This is a genomic window from Rhizobacter sp., from assembly GCF_031412075.1.
Taxonomy (GTDB): domain Bacteria; phylum Pseudomonadota; class Gammaproteobacteria; order Burkholderiales; family Burkholderiaceae_C; genus Rhizobacter.
This window is the reverse complement of record NZ_JANOCG010000381.1, coordinates 1-17,540: the sequence shown is the minus strand read 5'-3', so window position 1 is coordinate 17,540 and position 17,540 is coordinate 1. Positions and strand designations below refer to the sequence as shown.

General features: G+C 65.0%; 16 protein-coding genes, 1 tRNA gene and 1 pseudogene. 3 read left to right on the top strand and 15 right to left on the bottom strand.

Annotation, left to right across the window (positions count from 1 at the left end; all coding sequences use genetic code 11):
• From RMO40_RS14260 to guaB, 6 genes and pseudogenes are all read right to left on the bottom strand, one after another.
• Positions 1-1,446 (bottom strand): ABC transporter substrate-binding protein (locus RMO40_RS14260; protein WP_309722457.1); only part of this gene is annotated, 1,446 nt, incomplete at its 3' end.
• A gap of 179 nt (positions 1,447-1,625) precedes the next feature.
• On the bottom strand, positions 1,626-2,555 hold the full coding sequence (locus tag RMO40_RS14255) for an LD-carboxypeptidase (RefSeq protein ID WP_309722454.1): 930 nt from the start codon (positions 2,553-2,555) through the stop codon (positions 1,626-1,628).
• The gene (tadA, locus tag RMO40_RS25520) at positions 2,533-3,711 is read right to left on the bottom strand and encodes a tRNA adenosine(34) deaminase TadA (protein ID WP_489660166.1); all 1,179 of its coding nucleotides are present in this window, start codon (positions 3,709-3,711) and stop codon (positions 2,533-2,535) included. The genes RMO40_RS14255 and tadA overlap by 23 nt, the downstream gene beginning before the upstream one ends.
• 2 nt (positions 3,712-3,713) lie before the next feature.
• Entirely contained in the window at positions 3,714-5,297 is a 1,584-nt protein-coding gene (gene guaA, locus RMO40_RS14240; protein ID WP_309722451.1) for a glutamine-hydrolyzing GMP synthase, read from the bottom strand.
• Between the two features lie 9 nt (positions 5,298-5,306).
• Positions 5,307-6,536: an MFS transporter gene (locus tag RMO40_RS14235; RefSeq protein WP_309722448.1), complete on the bottom strand. Its 1,230-nt coding sequence runs from the start codon at positions 6,534-6,536 to the stop codon at positions 5,307-5,309.
• Positions 6,537-6,593: 57 nt separating this feature from the next.
• A pseudogene (gene guaB, locus RMO40_RS14230) lies at positions 6,594-8,063 on the bottom strand (IMP dehydrogenase).
• 267 nt (positions 8,064-8,330) lie between these two features.
• Between guaB and RMO40_RS14225 the strand changes: the two are divergent.
• The gene (locus tag RMO40_RS14225) at positions 8,331-8,828 is read left to right on the top strand and encodes a DUF4124 domain-containing protein (RefSeq protein WP_309722444.1); all 498 of its coding nucleotides are present in this window, start codon (positions 8,331-8,333) and stop codon (positions 8,826-8,828) included.
• Between the two features lie 19 nt (positions 8,829-8,847).
• On the opposite strand, the gene RMO40_RS14220 is transcribed toward RMO40_RS14225, so the two are convergent.
• Both RMO40_RS14220 and RMO40_RS14215 read right to left on the bottom strand, forming a co-directional pair.
• On the bottom strand, positions 8,848-9,150 hold the full coding sequence (locus RMO40_RS14220; protein WP_309722442.1) for an RnfH family protein: 303 nt from the start codon (positions 9,148-9,150) through the stop codon (positions 8,848-8,850).
• The gene (locus RMO40_RS14215) at positions 9,137-9,589 is read right to left on the bottom strand and encodes an SRPBCC family protein (protein WP_309722439.1); all 453 of its coding nucleotides are present in this window, start codon (positions 9,587-9,589) and stop codon (positions 9,137-9,139) included. The genes RMO40_RS14220 and RMO40_RS14215 overlap by 14 nt, the downstream gene beginning before the upstream one ends.
• 46 nt (positions 9,590-9,635) lie before the next feature.
• Between RMO40_RS14215 and smpB the strand changes: the two genes are divergently transcribed.
• Entirely contained in the window at positions 9,636-10,094 is a 459-nt protein-coding gene (gene smpB, locus RMO40_RS14210) for an SsrA-binding protein SmpB (RefSeq protein ID WP_309722435.1), read from the top strand.
• Here the strand turns inward: smpB and RMO40_RS14205 are convergent, their stop codons facing one another.
• The 7 genes from RMO40_RS14205 to RMO40_RS14175 form a co-directional block, all read right to left on the bottom strand.
• Positions 10,095-11,282, bottom strand: a complete 1,188-nt coding sequence (locus RMO40_RS14205; protein WP_309722431.1) for a cystathionine beta-lyase — start codon at positions 11,280-11,282, stop codon at positions 10,095-10,097.
• 8 nt (positions 11,283-11,290) lie between these two features.
• On the bottom strand, positions 11,291-12,670 hold the full coding sequence (gene rimO / locus RMO40_RS14200; RefSeq protein WP_309722427.1) for a 30S ribosomal protein S12 methylthiotransferase RimO: 1,380 nt from the start codon (positions 12,668-12,670) through the stop codon (positions 11,291-11,293).
• 31 nt (positions 12,671-12,701) lie between these two features.
• Positions 12,702-13,286 carry a polyhydroxyalkanoate synthesis repressor PhaR gene (phaR, locus tag RMO40_RS14195; RefSeq protein ID WP_309722424.1) on the bottom strand — a complete coding sequence of 195 codons (585 nt, stop codon included), beginning with the start codon at positions 13,284-13,286 and terminating at the stop codon, positions 12,702-12,704.
• Between the two features lie 236 nt (positions 13,287-13,522).
• The gene (locus RMO40_RS14190; protein WP_309722421.1) at positions 13,523-13,831 is read right to left on the bottom strand and encodes a hypothetical protein; all 309 of its coding nucleotides are present in this window, start codon (positions 13,829-13,831) and stop codon (positions 13,523-13,525) included.
• An 85-nt stretch (positions 13,832-13,916) separates the two neighbouring features.
• Positions 13,917-13,991 (bottom strand) — tRNA-Val (locus RMO40_RS14185).
• 205 nt (positions 13,992-14,196) lie between these two features.
• A complete protein-coding gene (locus tag RMO40_RS14180) occupies positions 14,197-16,440 on the bottom strand; it encodes a RelA/SpoT family protein (RefSeq protein WP_309722413.1) in 2,244 nt (747 codons plus the stop codon).
• Positions 16,437-17,303, bottom strand: coding sequence for an alpha/beta fold hydrolase (locus tag RMO40_RS14175; protein WP_309722410.1), 867 nt, complete (start codon positions 17,301-17,303; stop codon positions 16,437-16,439). The genes RMO40_RS14180 and RMO40_RS14175 overlap by 4 nt, the downstream gene beginning before the upstream one ends.
• A 49-nt stretch (positions 17,304-17,352) precedes the next feature.
• On the opposite strand from RMO40_RS14175, the gene RMO40_RS14170 reads away from it, so the two are divergent.
• The coding region (locus tag RMO40_RS14170) for an SDR family NAD(P)-dependent oxidoreductase (RefSeq protein ID WP_309722407.1) at positions 17,353-17,540 on the top strand (188 nt) is incomplete at its 3' end.

Genomic DNA, 17,540 nt, shown 5'->3' with positions numbered 1-17,540 from the left:
CCGTGAGCCGAAGATGCCATCAGGCAGAGGCCCCATCGCCGTCTCGCCCGCTTTCTTCGGGAAGACCTTTGAGTATTCCTCCCAGTCGAGCGCGATCGAGATGGCCTGGCGCAGCTTGCGGTTGCGCGCCTGCTGCTCGGGTGTGTCGCCCTTGCCGATGGTCGGGTCGAGCATGTTGAAGCCGATGATCCAGTTCTGCACGTCGGCAAACTTGGGCAGGCGAAAGCCCTTCTTCTCGTACTCCTTGCGCACCTCTTCGGAGTCTTGCATCGCGACGAGGTAGTCGAGGCCGGTGTCGGTGCGCTCGAAGACTTCGATGTCATAGAAGCCTTGGCGGAACTTGCCCTTCTGCGGCACGGCCTCGCGCTCGATGGTGGAGACGAAGGTGTCGATGAACGGCATGCGTTTGCCGCAGTCATCGAGCAGGCCCGCCTCCTTGTCGCCGGGCATGCCTTCGCAGGGATACGGCTCGCCACGGTAGTTGGGGTTGCGCTTCATCACGTGGCGCCTGTCCTTGACGAACTCGGTCATCATGTATGCGCCTGTGCCGACCGGCCAGGTGTCGAGCGTGAGCCCCACCTCGGCCATTCCGGGCTGGGCGTAGAACGCATCGGCTTCCCAGGGCACCGGCGCCAGGAAGGTCATGGCCATCCAGTAGTTCCACTGCGGATACTTGCCGTTGATGCGGATGCGCAGCAGATGTTTCTCGGGCGCGGTGGCACCGGCCAGCGGCCAGCGGCGGAAGTCGAGAAACGGCTTGTCGAGGCTGGAGGGGTCGAGGCCCTGGCGCAGCTTGACGTCTTCGGCCTTGACCAGGGAGATGTAGTCCTTCAGGCCCACCACGTACTCGGAGAAGATGCCGGCGATCGGTGTGGTGATGCGGGTGGTGGCGTGGCGCTTGAGCGCGTAGACGAAGTCTTCGGCCACCAGTTCGCGGGTGCCTTGCTGCTCGAACTGCAGCGGAGACACGCGCTGGCCCAGCTCGCCCGGTTTCAGGGCGTGGTACGCATGAGTGCCCTGCGCATCGCGCGCAAACGCCGGGTGCGGCTGGTACATGATCCCCGGCTTGATGGGGATGTTGTAGACACTTTCGGCTACCAGCTCGCCGGGGGCGTCGGCGGGCAATGGCTTGCCGGCCTTGTCGAGGTAGAGGGGCGTCACCACGGCCTGCGCGGCCTTGGGCACCAGAACGAAGGGGCGCTTCAGGTAGTGGTACCCGTAGAGCGGCTCGTAGATCTGGTAGGTGTACGGCGTGTCGTTCGACCAGTACGACGCGGTCGGGTCGAGGTGACGCGGCGAGTTCTCGATGACGGCCGAAGTCGAGGTGTTGGTGGCGGCCATGCCATCGGGCCATGGGCTGTTGTTGCAACCTGCGAGGGCCGCGGTAAATGCCACCAAGGGCGCGGCCCACAGCCACGCATGCAGTCGACGCAATGAAGCGCCCATGAAATCTCTCCGGCTCCTGCCTTCGCACCGTGCGGATAGACCGTGCGACGACAAACAAATAAAAGCGCCTGCGGTAACAACCGGGTTTTGCCCGTTGCTGCACGTTGGCGAGCTGCGGATTCTAGGTGCAGCCCCGCTGCAAGCGCCTCAGGGTAATCCGTGCGTCTTTTCAGGGAGCACTACCAGCCTATGAGCACATCCCGTGCCTGCACGAGCAAAGTCACCTTGGCGCCCACCGGCAGGGTGACCTTGGTCGGCACGTGGCCGAAAGGCAGGCCAGTGAAGATCGGGGTCTTGGTGACCGAGCGCAGGTAGGCGATGGCTGCCTTGAGGCTGTAGCCCCGGTCGAGCGGCGACTTCCTGAACTCGGTGAATGCGCCCAGCACGATGGCCTTTTGCGCCTCGAGTACGCCCGCCTGATGCAGCTGCAGCAGGTTGCGCTCGATGCGGTACGGGTGTTCGTTGACGTCTTCCAGGAACAGGATGCCGCCCTTGACCTTGGGCCAGTGCTTGGTTCCGAGCAAGCTGTTGAGCACACACAGGTTGCCGCCCCACAGCGTGCCCTTCACTTCGAGCCCGTCGAAGCCGGCCTCGGTGCGAAAGCCCACGGCTTCGAGCGCGCCACTCATCGCCTCAGCAAAGCAGTCGGACGTGACCTCATCAAGCGTGTCGTCGCCGAAGTCACCGCAGGCGAGCGGGCCGGCCCAGCTTCGCCGGCCGGTGTGGGCGAGCAGGCCCAGTTGCAAGGCCGTCATGTCGCTGTAGCCCACCCAGTGCGTGCCTTGGTCAACGCTCTTGGCAATGAGCTTCCAGTCGATGCGGTCGAGCAGCCGGGTCAACCCATAGCCACCGCGGGTGGCCAGGGCGATGCCCGGCGCCTCAGCGGCCACACGGTGCAACGCGGCCAGACGGGTTTCGTCGTCGCCGCCAAAACGCTGGTGGCGCGCCAGCGCGGCTTCGTCGATGTGCACGTGAAAGCCCATGCTGCCCAGGCGCTTCGCCGCCAGCCGCAGCGGCGCGGCCTTGGCCAGCACGCCAGCGGGCGTGAACAGGGTCAGCGTATTCGCCGACGGCGCGTCACTGTGGTCAGGGTGATGGTGGTGGCTCAATTTCCAGAACCTCTCCGGTCGGGATGGCGGGGGTGTCGTCGAAGGCCGACGATTCGGTGGCGGGGCCACCATGACGTTGGCGATACAGCTCGCGGCGCTGGGCAAAGAAGTCGCTGAGCACGGTTCCACATTCCTGCCCCAGCACGCCGCCCAACACCTTGGTGTGGTGGTTGAGCTGGGTGTGCCCAAACAGATCAACCACCGACCCGGCGGCGCCGCCTTTGGGGTCTGCGGCACCGAACACCACGCGTTTAAATCGGGCATGCATCAGCGCCATCGCACACATGGCGCATGGTTCCAGCGTGACGTAAATCTCGCACTCCGGCAGCCGGTAGTTGCCGAGCAAGATGGCCGCGTGCCGCAGCGCCACGATCTCGGCGTGGGCGGTCGGGTCGTGCTCGGTGACCGGTCGGTTGTAGCCCGTGGCGATGACCTGCCCGGCCCGCATGACCACCGCACCGATCGGCACTTCTCCGACCAGCATCGCGTTTTGCGCCTGGTCGAGCGCAATGCGCATCGCCTGCTCATCCGCGGGCGTGATGCTCGTGACGGTGCTGGTGCGCTGGGGGTTGAGCGCCCATCGGCCCAACACGATGTGCCGCGTCTGCCCGAGCAGGCTGTGGATGAGCACGAACTCGTTTGCTTCCCAACTCACCGGCTCGACCGCACGCTCCTCGACGAGTTGATCGTCGTACAGCAAGGTGACATGCGGGACAAATTTGGGTTGCACCCAGCTTCCGAGAATCGTCCTCTTCATCGCAGCCCCAAGCGACTGCTGCAAGGCGGTGAGGTCTCTCAAGCCATCGCCACCCCTCAGGACGAAGGGCTTGCGGTCGGGCCGGCCTTTGAAGCTCGCGGCTGACTCAAAGCAGACGTCGAACGATTCCATCTGCACGCGGGAGGCGGCCTCCGTCGCTGCAGCAACGATGTCCGGGCGCAGCCCGACGTAGTCGCCCAGGTGGTGCAAGGTGATGTGAAAGCGGTCGGTCTGCAGCGGCCGGCCCTTGAGCCCGAGTTCGGTCTGCAAGCCCTTGGCCAGATCTGCAATCCTTTGCGCGGCGTCGGCCGAAGGCAGCACCGCGAAGAACAGACGATCCGTCGGCTGAGGCGCCGAATCGATGCCAAACAAGGAAGGCTGAGCGCCAGAGCCCGTCACCTTCACTCCCACTCGATCGTGGCCGGAGGTTTGCTTGACACGTCGTAGGTGACCCGGTTGATGCCACGCACCTCGTTGATGATGCGGCTCGACACCTTCTTCAGCAGCGAATACGGCAGCTCGGCCCAGTCGGCGGTCATGAAGTCGCTGGTCTGCACGGCACGCAAGGCGACCACGTAGTCGTAGGTGCGACCGTCACCCATCACGCCCACACTCTTGACGGGCAGGAACACCGCAAACGCCTGGCTGGTGAGGTCGTACCAGCTCTTGCCGCTGGCTTCGTCGCGGGCATTGCGCAGCTCTTCGATGAAGATCGCATCGGCGCGGCGCAGCAGGTCGGCGTACTCCTGCTTCACTTCGCCCAGAATGCGCACGCCCAGGCCGGGGCCGGGGAACGGGTGGCGGTAGACCATGTGGGGCGGCAGGCCGAGGGCAATGCCCAACTCGCGCACTTCGTCCTTGAACAGCTCGCGCAGGGGCTCCAGCAGCTTCAGACCCAAGGTCTCGGGCAAACCACCCACGTTGTGGTGACTCTTGATCGAGGTCGCCTTCTTGGTCTTGGCGCCACCGCTCTCGACCACATCGGGGTAGATCGTGCCCTGGGCCAGCCACTTGGCAGATTGGAGCTTCTTGGCCTCGGCCTGGAAGACTTCGACAAACTCGCGGCCGATGATCTTGCGCTTGGCCTCGGGGTCGGTCACGCCGGCCAGGTCGCCGAGGAACTTGGCGCTGGCGTCGACGCGGATCACTTTCGCGTGCAACTGGCCAGCAAACATGTCCATCACCATGTCGCCTTCGTTCAGGCGCAACAGGCCGTGGTCGACAAACACGCAGGTGAGCTGGTCACCGATGGCGCGGTGGATCAGCGCAGCGGCCACGCTCGAATCGACGCCCCCGCTCAGGCCCAGGATCACTTCTTCCGAGCCGACCTGCTCGCGGATGCGCGCCACCACCTCGTCGACGTAGTTGCCCATCACCCAATCGGGTTTGGCGCCCGCGATGTCGAGCACAAAGCGGTTGAGCAGCTCGCGGCCTTTCACCGTGTGGGTGACTTCGGGGTGGAACTGCACGGCGTAGTAGCCACGCGATTCGTCGGCCATGCCGGCGATCGGGCAGCTGGGCGTCGACGCCATCAGCTTGAAGCCGGGTGGCAGCTCGGTGACCTTGTCGCCGTGGCTCATCCAGACCTTGAGCATGCCGTGGCCTTCAGGCGTGGCGAAGTCCTCAATGCCTTGCAGCAACTGGGTGTGGCCATGCGCCCTCACCTCGGCATAACCAAACTCGCGGTGCGTGCTGGCCTCGACCTTGCCGCCTTGTTGCACCGCCATCGTGAACATGCCGTAGCAGATGCCCAGCACCGGCACGCCCGATTCCCACACCGCTTGCGGGGCACGCAGGTCGTGCTCTTCGTAGGTGCTGGCGTGGCTGCCCGACAAGATGATGCCCTTGGGCTTGAACTCGCGGATGAACGCGTCGCTCACGTCGTTGGGGTGGATCTCGCAGTACACGTGGGCTTCGCGCACGCGCCGCGCGATCAGCTGGGTGACCTGGGAACCGAAATCGAGGATGAGGATCTTGTCGTGCATGGTGAGGTTTCAAGCGTGGGGCAAGGGCGCGAGCTCAATGGGCCGCCGCGAGAAGTGCCACAGCGCGACGGCGGTGGAACAGGCCATGAGCAAAGCGCAAAGGAAAAACGGGGCACCGATGCGCCAGTCGTCGCGCGGCAGGTGAGACACCACTCCCAGCAGCGGCGCGCCAATCACCGGGGCCAGCACCGCCATCAAGCTGTTGAGCGACGACATCGAGCCCATGGTCTGGCCCTGGTTCTTGGCGTCGGCCGCATTGGAAACCAGGCTTTGAACCGACGCCGTGACGGTGAAGCCGAAGATGTTCAAGGCGATCACGGCATACATCATCCAGCCCTGCGTGGCCAGCGCCCACAGGGTGAAGGTCATGGTGCTGGAGATCAAACCGAACACGGCCAGCCGCTTGGCGCCAAACCGCGCCAGCAGGCGCTTGAGCAAGACACCTTGCACCAGCACCGAAACCGCCCCAACGGCAAACAAGGACCAGCCGTTTTCGAGCGGCCCCCAGCCATAGCGCAAGCCGGTGTAAAGAACCCAGGTGGTGCGGAGCACGGCGTCGGTCAAAGCCCCGAACGCAATCACCAGCACCAGCGGGCCCACACCTTTGAGTTGGGCGAGCTGCTTCAGCGAGCGGATCGGGTTGGCCGATTGCCATGACATTGGCCGGCGCTGCGACGGCGGCAGGGATTCGGGCAAAACGAAGTAGCCGTATGCCAGGTTGAGCAAGGCGAGCGCGCCCGCCGCAAAGAACGGCAGGCGAATGTCGATGGCGCCCAGCAAGCCGCCCATCACCGGGCCGAGGATGAAGCCCAGCCCGAACATCGCACCCAACTGGCCAAAACGCTTGGCCCGGTCTTCGGGCGCCGTGATGTCGGCCACGTAGGCATTGGCCACGCTGGCGTTGGCCTGCAGCGCACCGCTGACCAAGCGGATGGCGATCAGCATCCACATCTGCGTGGCGAGTGCCGTCGCAAAGAAGCTGAAAGCAAACCCGCAAAACCCGAGCAGCAGCACCGGCCGGCGGCCGAATTGATCGGACAGCCCGCCCAGGATGGGCGCGAAGAAGAAGTTCGCCACCCCAAAGGCGAGCATGATGGCGCCGTACCAGAACGCCTGCTCGCTGCGGTCGGTGGTGAACTGCCCGACCAGCTCGGGCAGCACCGGGATGATGAGCCCGATCGACACCATGTCGATCAGCACCGTCAACAAGATGAAGCGCATGGCCGCGGGGCGACCCACGGCGGTGTCAACGGTGCTTGAACTCAAAGGCTTCATCGACGCAGGCTTGGCCCCGCGTCACTCCATGCGGTAGTTGGGCGCTTCTTTGGTGATCTGCACGTCGTGCACATGGCTCTCGCGGATGCCTGCCGAAGTGATCTCGACAAACTCGGCCTTGCTGCGCAGCTCGTCGATGCTGGCGCAGCCGCAATAGCCCATCGATGCACGCAAGCCACCGGCCATCTGGAACACGATGCTGACCATCGAGCCCTTGTACGGCACGCGGCCCTCGATGCCTTCGGGCACCAGCTTGTCGGCGTTGGGGTTGGCGCCGGTGTTGTCTTGAAAGTAGCGGTCGGCCGAACCCTGCTGCATGGCGCCGATGGAGCCCATGCCGCGGTAGCTTTTGTAGCTGCGCCCCTGGAACAGCACGATCTCGCCCGGCGCCTCTTCGGTGCCGGCGAACATGCCGCCCATCATCACGGTGTTGGCACCGGCGGCAATCGCCTTGGCGATGTCCCCGGAGTAGCGCACGCCGCCGTCGGCGATGAGTGGCACGCCGGTGCCCGCAAGGGCCTTGGCGACGTTGTCGATGGCCGTGATCTGCGGCACGCCCACACCCGCCACGATGCGGGTGGTGCAGATGGAGCCGGGGCCGATGCCGACCTTGACCCCATCGGCGCCTACATCGGCCAGCGCCAGCGCGGCGGCGCCGGTGGCGATGTTGCCGCCGATCACGTCGACCTACGGGAAGTTTTGCTTGACCCAGCGCACACGCTCGATCACACCGGCGCTGTGGCCGTGGGCGGTGTCGACCACGAGGACGTCGACGCCGGCCTTGACGAGCAACTCGACACGCTCTTCGGTGCCCTCACCCACGCCCACCGCCGCACCGACGCGCAGCTTGCCCTGGGCATCACGCGCGGCGTTGGGGAAGTTGGTCTGCTTGGTGATGTCTTTCACCGTGAACAGGCCGCGCAACTCGAAGGCGTCGTTGACGACGACCACGCGCTCCAGCTTGTGCTTGTGCATCAAGGCCTTGGCCTCGGCCAGCGTGGCGCCGTCGCGCACGGTGATGAGCCGCTCGCGCGGCGTCATGATCTCGCGCACGGGGATGTCCATGCGCGTCTCGAAGCGCAGGTCTCGGCCGGTGACGATGCCCACCACCTTGCCGTCTTCCAGCACCGGGAAACCCGAGATGCCGTGCTGGCGCGAGAGGTTGATCACGTCACGCACCGGCACGCCGGGCGAGATGGTGATCGGGTCGCGCAGCACGCCCGACTCGTAGCGCTTCACGCGCGCCACCTCGGCAGCTTGCTGCTTGGGCGAGAGGTTTTTATGGACGATCCCGATGCCACCCTCTTGCGCGATGGCGATGGCCAAGCGCGCTTCCGTCACCGTGTCCATGGCGGCAGACACCAAGGGCAGGTTCAGGCGGATGTTGCGGGAAAACTGGGTGGAAAGCGTGGTGTCGCGTGGCAACACCTGAGAGAAAGCCGGCACCAACAACACATCGTCGAAGGTGAGCGCTTTGCCTAGAAGGCGCATGAGGAAGCTCCTGACGCAAAAGCGAATTATACGGATCGCCAAACCTTCGGCCTGAACGCAACCTGTTGCCTTGCGAATCACGCACTTGGTAACACCTCTGGCAATAGTTCACGAAATGCGCGAGCACGTGGCGACAAGCGCTGGCAAAACCAGACAAGGCCCTTCGGCGATGCGCTCCTGCCCCATCCGCACGACTACACTTTCGGGATGAAATCTGCTCGCGAATTCTCTGCTGTGCGACTCGCCGTTGTGGCGCTCGGAGCACTCGTGACAATCAGCTTGAGCCAGCCGGCTTTTGCTCAGTGGAAATGGAAAGACCAGAGCGGTCGCGTGCAGTACAGCGACCTGCCTCCGCCGCAGTCGGTGAAGGAAGCCGACATTCTTCAGCGACCCAGCGGAAGCGCCCGCAAGGCCGCACCGACTTTCGCCCCGGGTAGCGCACAAGCTGCCGCAGCGGCGCTGGGTGCGTCAGCAGCGGCCTCGGCGGCGGCAAGCGGCCCGGCCAAGGCGGTCGAACCCGAACTCGAAGCCAAGCGCCGCAAGGCTGCGGAAGAAGAAACCGCCAAACGCCGCGCCGAAGAAGAAAAGCAAAACGCCGCCCGCGCCGACAACTGCATGCGAGCCAAGGCCCAGTTGCGAGCGCTTGACGACGGCATGCGCATGGCACGGGTCAATGCCAAGGGAGAGCGGGAAATTCTTGACGACAAGGCCCGTGCCGAAGAGAGCAAGCGCGCCCGCGACATCGTCAGCTCCGACTGCAAGTAAGCCGGGTGACACTCCTGCGTCAGGGCTTGGCCTTGGCGCGGTGGCTCTGGTAGCGCTGGCGCCGGGCCTCTTTCGGGTCGACACGCAGCGGCCGGTAAATCTCGACGCGATCGTGTTCGCGCAGCGGGTCGCTCAAAGCGCGTTGTTTACCCCACACCCCGGGCACCAGCCCCTCCAAGGCCAGCCCGGGGAAGGCTTCGGACACCGCATCACCCACGGTGCTGCCCTCTGGCAGGCACAGCGCCACCCGATTCACGACGCCGGCAGCCGGGCTGTAGGCCACCTCGATCAGCAGACCCGTCACGGTTTCAGCGTTCGCCATACACCTGCTCCGCACGTTTGACGAAGGCATCGACGAAGGTGTTGGCCACCCGGTCGAACACCGGGCTCACCACCAGCTCCAGCGGGCGGTTGGCAAAGGCGTAACGCATGTCGAACTCGATCTTGCAGGCCGGCTCGTCGCTGCCGCCCAGGGCCAGCGGCACAAAGCGCCAAGCACCTTCGAGCACCGAGAACGGCCCGTCGACCAGAGCCACCAACACACTGCTGTCGGCCACATGGGTGTTGCGGGTGGTGAAGGTGTGGCGCAGGCCACCGTAGGCCAGGTGCAAACGGGCGGTCATGCCCGACTCGTCAACAGTCAGCACCTCGGCCTTTTCGCACCAGGGCAGGAACCGCGGATAGTCGGGTACCGCGGTGACCAGCGCGTACATCTCCGGGGCCGAATACGAGAGAAGAACTGACTTCTTGATGTGCTTCATACAATGGGCCGATTGTATTGACGGCCTTTTGCCTCATCTCACCTTCATGTCGATTGCCGAAAACCGCCGCGCCCGTTTTGACTACCACCTCGAAGAGAAGTACGAGGCCGGCATGGTGCTGCAAGGCTGGGAGATCAAGGCCATCCGCGCCGGCCAGGTGCAGCTGACCGACGGCTACGTGGTCATTCGCAATGGCGAGCTCCACCTCATTGGCTGCCGCATCAACGCGCTGCGCAGTGCCTCCACCCACATCAGCCCGGAGGCCGACCGCACCAAGAAGCTCTTGATGCACAAGGCTGAGATCAAGCGACTGATCGGCAAGGTGGAGCAAAAAGGCTTCACCTTGGTGCCGCTCGACTTGCACTACAAGGACGGGCGAGTCAAAGCCGAGATTGCGCTGGCCAAGGGCAAGGCCGAGCACGACAAGCGAAACACCGAAAAAGAACGTGATTGGAACCGTGAGAAGGGACGTCTGATGAGACACAAAGTCTCATCCAAAGACTGATCACGGCCCGAGTGCGTGCAGCGCCTGCTGGCAGTCGGCGATCAGATCCGCCGGTGCTTCCAGCCCCACCGAGAATCGGACCAGCACACCGCGGTACGCCGGCTCCTCGCGCATCACGGCGAGGTTGTAGGGCACGGCCAGGCTCACCGGCCCGGCCCATGAGTAGCCCAGCTTGAACAGGCGCAGCGCATCGAGGAAGGCGTACACCTGCTCGGTGGCATACCGCTCGTTGAACACCACCGAGAAGAGGCCTGCGGCGCGGGTGCACAGCTTTTTCCAGCATTCGTGCCCTGGCGCGCCGGGGATGGCCGGGTGTAGCACCTGTATCACCTCGCGGCGCTGTGACCACCAGGCCGCCAACGAGCGTGCCGCAGCGTCGTGGGCGTCGTAGCGCAGGGGCAACGAGGGCAAGGAGCGCAACACGAGTTCGATGTCATTCGCCCCGACACCCCAGCCCATGCGCATGTGGCAAAACTTGAGCCTGAGGTGCAAGGCTTCGTCGCAGGTGGTCACCGAACCCATCAGCACGTCACCGCCGCCCGATGCGTACTTGGTCAGGGCCTGCACCGAGATGTCGACCCCCAGCGGCTCGCCGTCGGGCGTCAGGTCGAAGGGGTTGAATGCAAGGCCGGCACCCCAGGTGTTGTCGAGCGCCGTGGTGACGCCACGTTCGCGCGCCACCTTCACCAGCGCCGGCAGGTTGGGGAACTCCATCGTCACCGAGCCCGCCGCCTCCAGCCACACGAGCTTGGTTTGCGGTGTGATCAGCGCGGCCAGGCCCAGCGCGTCCATCGGGTTGTAGAAGCGATGGGTGATGCCCCAGGCGGCCAGCTCGTTGCGCGCGAGTTCCTTGTTGGGCCCGTAGGCGTTTTCCGGGATCAGCACCTCGTCGCCCTGCTTGAGCAAGGCCATGTCGACCAGCGTGATCGTGGCCAGGCCGCTGGGCACCAGCAGAGTCTGCACGCCACCTTCGAGGGTGGCGATGCGTTCTTCGAGCGTGAACGAGGTCGGCGTACCGTGGAGCCCGTAGGTGTAGCCGGCTTTGGAGCGCCAGCTGCGCGCCTGCAGCGCCGCCACGTTGGGGAAGATGACGGTCGACGCTTTGTGCACCCCGGGCGCCACCGCCCCGAAGCCGTCAGGCGGCACGTAGGGGTGGTGGATCAGGCCGGTGCGCTTGTCGTGGGTCATACCTTGGGTCAAATCGGCTGGGCGATGAGGTCGTGGCCTTGCGTGCCGACGATGCGCGCCCTGGTGAACTCACCCACCTTCAGCGTCTTGGACGCCTTCTCGGGCGGCAAGAGCTTCACACTGCCATCGATCTCAGGCGCATCGGCATAACTGCGGCCCAGCCCCCCCTTGCGGCCGAGCGCCGGGGCGGAGTCGACCAGAACCTGCATCGTTGCGCCGACGCGGCCGCGCAATTTGGCGGCCGACACCTCTTCGGCCACCGCCATGAAACGCGCCCTTCTCTCTTCTCGCAGCTCGGCCGGCACCGCGTCGGGCAACTCGTTGGCCGTGGCGCCCTTGACTGGCGAATACGCAAAACAACCCGCGCGATCGATCTGCGCTTCGCGCATGAAGCCGAGCAGGTGGTCGAACTCTTGTTCGGTCTCGCCGGGGAAACCGGCGATGAAGGTGCTGCGCACCACCAGCTCGGGGCAGATCTCGCGCCAGCGTTGCAGGCGGTCGAGGTTCTTTTCGCCGTTGGCCGGGCGCTTCATGCGCTTGAGCACGTCGGGGTGCGAGTGCTGGAAGGGCACGTCGAGGTACGGCAGGATCAAACCCTGCGCCATCAGCGGCAACACCTCGTCGACGTGCGGGTACGGGTAGACGTAGTGCAGGCGAACCCAGGCGCCGTGCTGCGCGGCGAGCTCTCCGAGCTTCTCGCACAGGTCGAGCATGCGGGTCTTGACGGGTTTGCCGTCCCAGAAGCCGGTGCGGTATTTCACGTCGACACCGTAGGCACTGGTGTCCTGGCTGATCACCAGCAGCTCTTTCACGCCGGCTTCGAACAGGCGCTGTGCTTCGCTCAGCACATCGCCAATCGGGCGCGACACCAGGTCGCCACGCATGCTGGGGATGATGCAGAAGCTGCAGCGGTGGTTGCAGCCTTCGCTGATCTTGAGGTAGGCGTAGTGGCGCGGCGTGAGCTTGACGCCATGCGCGGGAACCAGGTCGACGAACGGGTCGTGCGGCTTGGGCACATGCAGGTGCACGGCGTCCATCACCTCGTTGGTGGCGTGCGGGCCGGTCACTGCGAGCACGCTCGGGTGCATATGGCGCACCAGGTTGCCACCGGCCTCGCCCTCCTTGGCGCCCAGACAGCCGGTGACGATCACCTTGCCGTTTGCGGCCAAGGCCTCGCCGATGGTGTCCAGGCTCTCCTTGACGGCGTCGTCGATGAAGCCGCAGGTGTTGACGATGACCAGGTCAGCGCCAGCAAAGGTCTTGGAGGTGTCGTAGCCCTCAGCGCGCAGCTGCGTGAGGATGAGTTCGGAATCGGTCAGCGCCTTGGGGCAACCCAAGGAAACAAAGCCGATCTTGGGCGCCGCGCGGGCCAGAGTGTCTTGAGTCATCCGGCGATTTTCGCCGGAAACGGCCTTGCGGTTAGCGCTTTGGTTGGGTAAACCCAGGCATGCCGGGGAACAGGGTTTCGGCCTGCTTGGCCATTTGCTCCTGCATCTGGGTGAACATGGCCCGCGATTGTTCGAGGTAGTTGCCCATCAGGTTTTGTACGCCGGGCGCTTGCCCGTTGAGAAACTGCGTCCACACCTCGGGGCTCATCACGTTGGGCTCCAGCAAGCCCTTGGACTGGTCGGTCAGCCGCTTCTGGATGTCGGTGAAGGTCTGCAGATTCTTCTCGAGGTACGAGCCCATCATGCCCTGCATGGCGTGGCCGTAGAAGCGGATGATTTGCGCCAGCATCTGCGACGAGAACATGGGCACGCCGCCAGACTCTTCTTCCAGAATGATCTGCAGCAGGATGCTGCGGGTGAGGTCGTCGCTGGTCTTGGCGTCACGCACCACGAACTCTTGCCCCTCAAGCACCATCTTCTTCACATCGGCCAGCGTGATGTAGCTGCTGGTCTGCGTATCGTAGAGGCGGCGATTCGGGTACTTCTTCAGTATCCGCAGGCTGCTGCTGTCGGCGCTGCCGTCGTCGGAGGTCGAAGCGCGGCGGGTTTGTGCCATTCAGAAAGCTCCTGTGGAACCAAGTGTTCAGGTGTGCGAAAAAAGATTCTAGAAGCCAGCCACCTCAGGCTGCGGAGGGTTTTCCCGCGCGGGCCGTGACAGCAGGGCCACATAGCCAGCGCAGACAGGACACATGCGAACGTCGTGATTTACAGCAGCGTGGAGATGTCGCTCGGCGCGGGGTGTGCGCCGACGCTTGAGCGCTTTGCGCCTCATTCATGCGACCGAGGCGAGGATCAGTTGTGGGGAGGTGTCGGGTCGCCGGCCGCGGGCATCTCAGGGTCGAAGGGTTGCACGCCCAGGCGGCCGGCGGTTTTTTCCAGATCGGCCGCGAGCTTGGCGACCCGTTTGCTCAAGCCCTGCCAGTTGCGGATGCACTCGTTGACGGGATCCATCGGGTAGTAAACCTTGTGGCCCTTGTCCTTGGCAGCGGAGAGCGCAAAACGCACGAGGTCATTGAGCTCGAAGGCGTAGTCGGCCATCAGCGCGTGCGTCTCGGCGATGTGGGCGTCGATCAAGGCCTGGCGGTGCGGTGTCATTTCCATGGCCAATCTCTCCTGCACGATGATTGCGAGGCAATGAAAAAGAGCCTGCCCCTTGCGGGACAGGCTCTTGTTCGCTGACGTGTACTGGTGGGCGGTGAGAGGGTCGAACTCCCGACATCCTCCACGTCAAAGAGGCGCTCTACCACTGAGCTAACCGCCCGAAGCCCGCGACTGTAGCACAGCTCCCCCAGTCGCTTCGCTCCTGCCCCCGAGGGGCTGAGCCCGGACACATCTTGTCCAGTGGACAAGATGTGCCTGGCGAAGAGCTGGGCGTCCTTGCCCAGCGCGGCCTGCAAGGCCCGTCTGGCGGCCCGGCAGAGCCGGTTCCGCGGGCGTTGCTTGAGGGATGCTTCGCTGCGCTCGCATCATTTCCGTCTTGCGCTGCGGATGCCGGCGATGCGTGAAACCGCGCTCAAGACTTGGCTGAGCTTCGCAGAATCGGCCACCTCCACTGTGAACGTCATCCATGCCGTGCCGCCGTGCGCATCTTTCACGGTCTGGGTGTGCACGCCAGTCACGTTCATCTTGTCCTTGGCAAACACTTCCGAGATGTCGCGCAGCAGACCTGAGCGGTCAGCGGCTTCGACCAGCACGTCGACCGGGTACAGCGCCGGTTTGTCACCCCGCGGCGCACCCCAGGCCACGCCGATCACGCGCTCGGGCGAGCGTGTCGCCATCTGGCGGAAGTTGCTGCAATCACCGCGGTGGATGGCCACGCCCTTGCCGCGCGTCACATAGCCGCCGATAACGTCGGGAGGCGCCGGCCGGCAGCAGCGCGAGAGGCTGGTGAGCAGCGACTCGACACCCACCACCAGCACCCCGCCTTTGGGCGAGCCGGCCGAGCTCGGGCGGCGCAAGGCAATGGTGTCGTCGGGCTGCACCACGGGCTCGGCCGGGCGCAGCAGCGTCTCGATGTTGCGCAGCGAAAACTCGTCCTTGCCGACCACTTCGAACAACGCATCCGCGCTGCGAAAACCCAGTCGCGCGGCCAGGTCGTCGAGCTTCGTCGCCGTCTTGCCTTCGCGCTGCAAGAGTTTCTCGACGGCTTCGCGGCCGCGCGCAATCGTGTCTTGCTGCTGCAACGCGTTGAACCAGGCGCGCACCTTGGCCTTGGAGCGAGCGCTTTGCAAATAACCCAGCTCGGGGTTGAGCCAATCGAGCGAAGGACCCCCTTCCTTGAGGGTGGTCACCTCCACGGTCTGCCCGCTTTGCAGCCGGGTGTTGAGCGGCACCATCGCGCCGTCGACCTTGGCGCCGCGGCAGCGGTGGCCGAGCGTCGTGTGCACCGTGTAGGCAAAGTCGATCGGCGTGGCACCAGCCGGTAGCTCGATCACTGCGGCCCGGGGTGTGAACACGTAGATGCGGTCGTCGAACACGGCATCGTTGGTGGAGGCTGCATCTTCGGACTCGGCGAAATCACGCTCCCACGCCAGCAGCTGGCGCAACACCGCCTTGCGCGCCTCGGCCACCTGCGCGTCGAAGTCACCCGACGCGCTGACACCGGCATAACCCTTCACGCCAGCTTCCTTGTAGGCCCAGTGCGCGGCCACACCGTGCTCGGCGTGTTCGTGCATGGCGCGGGTGCGGATCTGCACCTCGACCGGGCGCTCCTGCGCGTCGAGCACCACGGTGTGCAGCGACTGGTAGCCATTGCCCTTGGGCCTGGCGATGTAGTCGTCAAACTCGCCCGGCACGGCACGCCACAGCTCGTGCACCCGGCTCAATACGGCGTAGCACTCGGGCACGTCAGAGACGATCACGCGCACTGCTCGCACGTCGAACACATGGGCGATGTCGATGCCCTTGCCGCGCATCTTTTTCCAGATGCTGTAGAGGTGCTTGGGCCGACCCTGCACTTCGGCACGCAGGCCGCTGCGCGCCAGGTCGTCGCTCAGCGCTTGCCGAAACGCCTCGACGCCCTGCTCTCGCCCGACACGCTTTTCGTCGAGCAGGTGCGCCACGTTCTTGTATTGCTCGGGTTCGAGAAAGCGGAATGCGAGGTCTTCCATCTCCCACTTTATCTGCCAGATGCCCAGGCGGTTGGCCAGCGGCGCAAACACCTGCATCGACTCGCGCGCCAGCAGCGGCGGGCACGGCTGTTTGCTCGATGCAAAGTGGCGCAGCGTCTGCAACCGCGAGGCCAGGCGCAGCAGCACCACACGCAGGTCGCGCGAGAAGGCGAGCAGCATCTTGCGCACACGCTCTGTCTGTTCGGCGCGCTTTTCGTCTTGCACCTGTGCTTCGCGTGCGGCGCGTTGGATCTGCACCAGCTTGCGGGTGTGCATCACCAGGCCGGCGTAAGCGGGCCCGAAGGCCTTGCTCACCACCTCGTCGGGTTTGCTGAGGAAATCACCGGCGTAAACCAGGTATGCCGCCGCACCCATTGATGGCGCAGCGCCAATGCCGAGCAGGATGTTGGCCACCCCCTCGGCGTGCGAGAGAGCGTCTTCACCGGTGTCGAGCACCTGGCCCGTGAGCAGCGGCTCGGCGAAGGCCCGTGCGCGCGCCAGTTGTGAAGCCTCGGCTTCGCGCGACTCATCAGGCGCCACGTCGGCCAGTTGAACGATGGCGGCAGCCGCAGTGCGGCTGTCCAGCGGGCCGGTTTTCATGCGCGCAGCAAGAACTCCCGCACCACGGCGATCTGGTCTGGGGAGGTGAGCATGGGGGCGTGGCCAACGCCGGTGAACTGCTGCAGCTCGGCCTTCGGGCCGCGCTGGGTCATGGCCTGGGCGGTCTCGGGCTTGAGCAGGTCGGAATCGGCGCCGCGCAGCAGCAGCGTGGGGCAACGCAGGCTGTCGTACATGGCCCACATCATGGCTTCGCCCGCCTTGGCGGCTTCGGGTGTGATCGCGCGAAAGGGCACGGCGATCTGCGGGTCGTAGTGCGGCACGAAGCCATCACCGTCGGGCGTGAGCTGCGGGCGCGTCAGCGCCAGCCATTGGTCGCGGGTGTGCGGGCCGAAGCCCTGCGAGATGGCCCACAGCGCGTCGGCCGCCTCGTCGAGCGTTCTCCAGCGCACCGGCATGCCGAGATACGTCCCAATGCGCGCCAGCGCCGAAGGCTCGATCGCCGGGCCCACGTCGTTGAGCACCAGGCGCTGCACCGGCGAGCCTTTGAGCGCCGCGGCCACCAGGCCGATCAAGCCGCCCATCGAGGTGCCGACCCAGTGCAAGCTGCTGGCATTGAGCCGCGCCAGCAGCGTGACCATGTCGGCCGCGTAAGAAGGGATCTGGTAGCCGTTGGGGTCGGCCAGCCGGTCAGACTGGCCTCGGCCCACCACATCAGGGCAGACCACTCGGTACTCGCCTTGCATCGCCTGGGCCAGGGCATCGAAATCACGCCCTTGGCGCGACAAACCGTGCACGCACACCAGCACGCGCGGGTTGGCCGGGTCGCCCCACTCCCAGTAGGCCATGCGGTGCAGGCCTTGCGCGTCGAGGCATTGCACATGGTTCAGGCGTGGTTCGTGCATCGGCAACTTTCGCTTTGATAATGCACTGTATCAATCTGGAGGTTCGACCATGCTGAAAGGGAAAACTGCTCTCGTCACCGGCTCCACCAGTGGCATCGGCCTGGGTGTGGCGCTGTGCCTGGCCCGCCAGGGGGCTGATGTCATCTTGAACGGGTTCGGTGACCACGAGCCTGCGCGTGCCGAGGTTGCCGCGCTCGGCGTGAAGGCCGGCTACCACGGGGCCGACATGAGCAAGCC

What these genes read in the sequence shown, in the direction of transcription:
- guaA (WP_309722451.1), bottom strand. Translation starts at nt 5,297, where the DNA reads ATGCACGACAAGATCCTCATCCTCGATTTCGGTTCCCAGGTCACCCAG.
- RMO40_RS14205 (WP_309722431.1), bottom strand. Translation starts at nt 11,282, where the DNA reads ATGACCCACGACAAGCGCACCGGCCTGATCCACCACCCCTACGTGCCG.
- rimO (WP_309722427.1), bottom strand. Translation starts at nt 12,670, where the DNA reads ATGACTCAAGACACTCTGGCCCGCGCGGCGCCCAAGATCGGCTTTGTT.
- phaR (WP_309722424.1), bottom strand. Translation starts at nt 13,286, where the DNA reads ATGGCACAAACCCGCCGCGCTTCGACCTCCGACGACGGCAGCGCCGAC.
- RMO40_RS14220 (WP_309722442.1), bottom strand. Translation starts at nt 9,150, where the DNA reads ATGGCGAACGCTGAAACCGTGACGGGTCTGCTGATCGAGGTGGCCTAC.
- RMO40_RS14190 (WP_309722421.1), bottom strand. Translation starts at nt 13,831, where the DNA reads ATGGAAATGACACCGCACCGCCAGGCCTTGATCGACGCCCACATCGCC.
- RMO40_RS14180 (WP_309722413.1), bottom strand. Translation starts at nt 16,440, where the DNA reads ATGAAAACCGGCCCGCTGGACAGCCGCACTGCGGCTGCCGCCATCGTT.
- RMO40_RS14215 (WP_309722439.1), bottom strand. Translation starts at nt 9,589, where the DNA reads ATGAAGCACATCAAGAAGTCAGTTCTTCTCTCGTATTCGGCCCCGGAG.
- RMO40_RS14175 (WP_309722410.1), bottom strand. Translation starts at nt 17,303, where the DNA reads ATGCACGAACCACGCCTGAACCATGTGCAATGCCTCGACGCGCAAGGC.
- smpB (WP_309722435.1), top strand. Translation starts at nt 9,636, where the DNA reads ATGTCGATTGCCGAAAACCGCCGCGCCCGTTTTGACTACCACCTCGAA.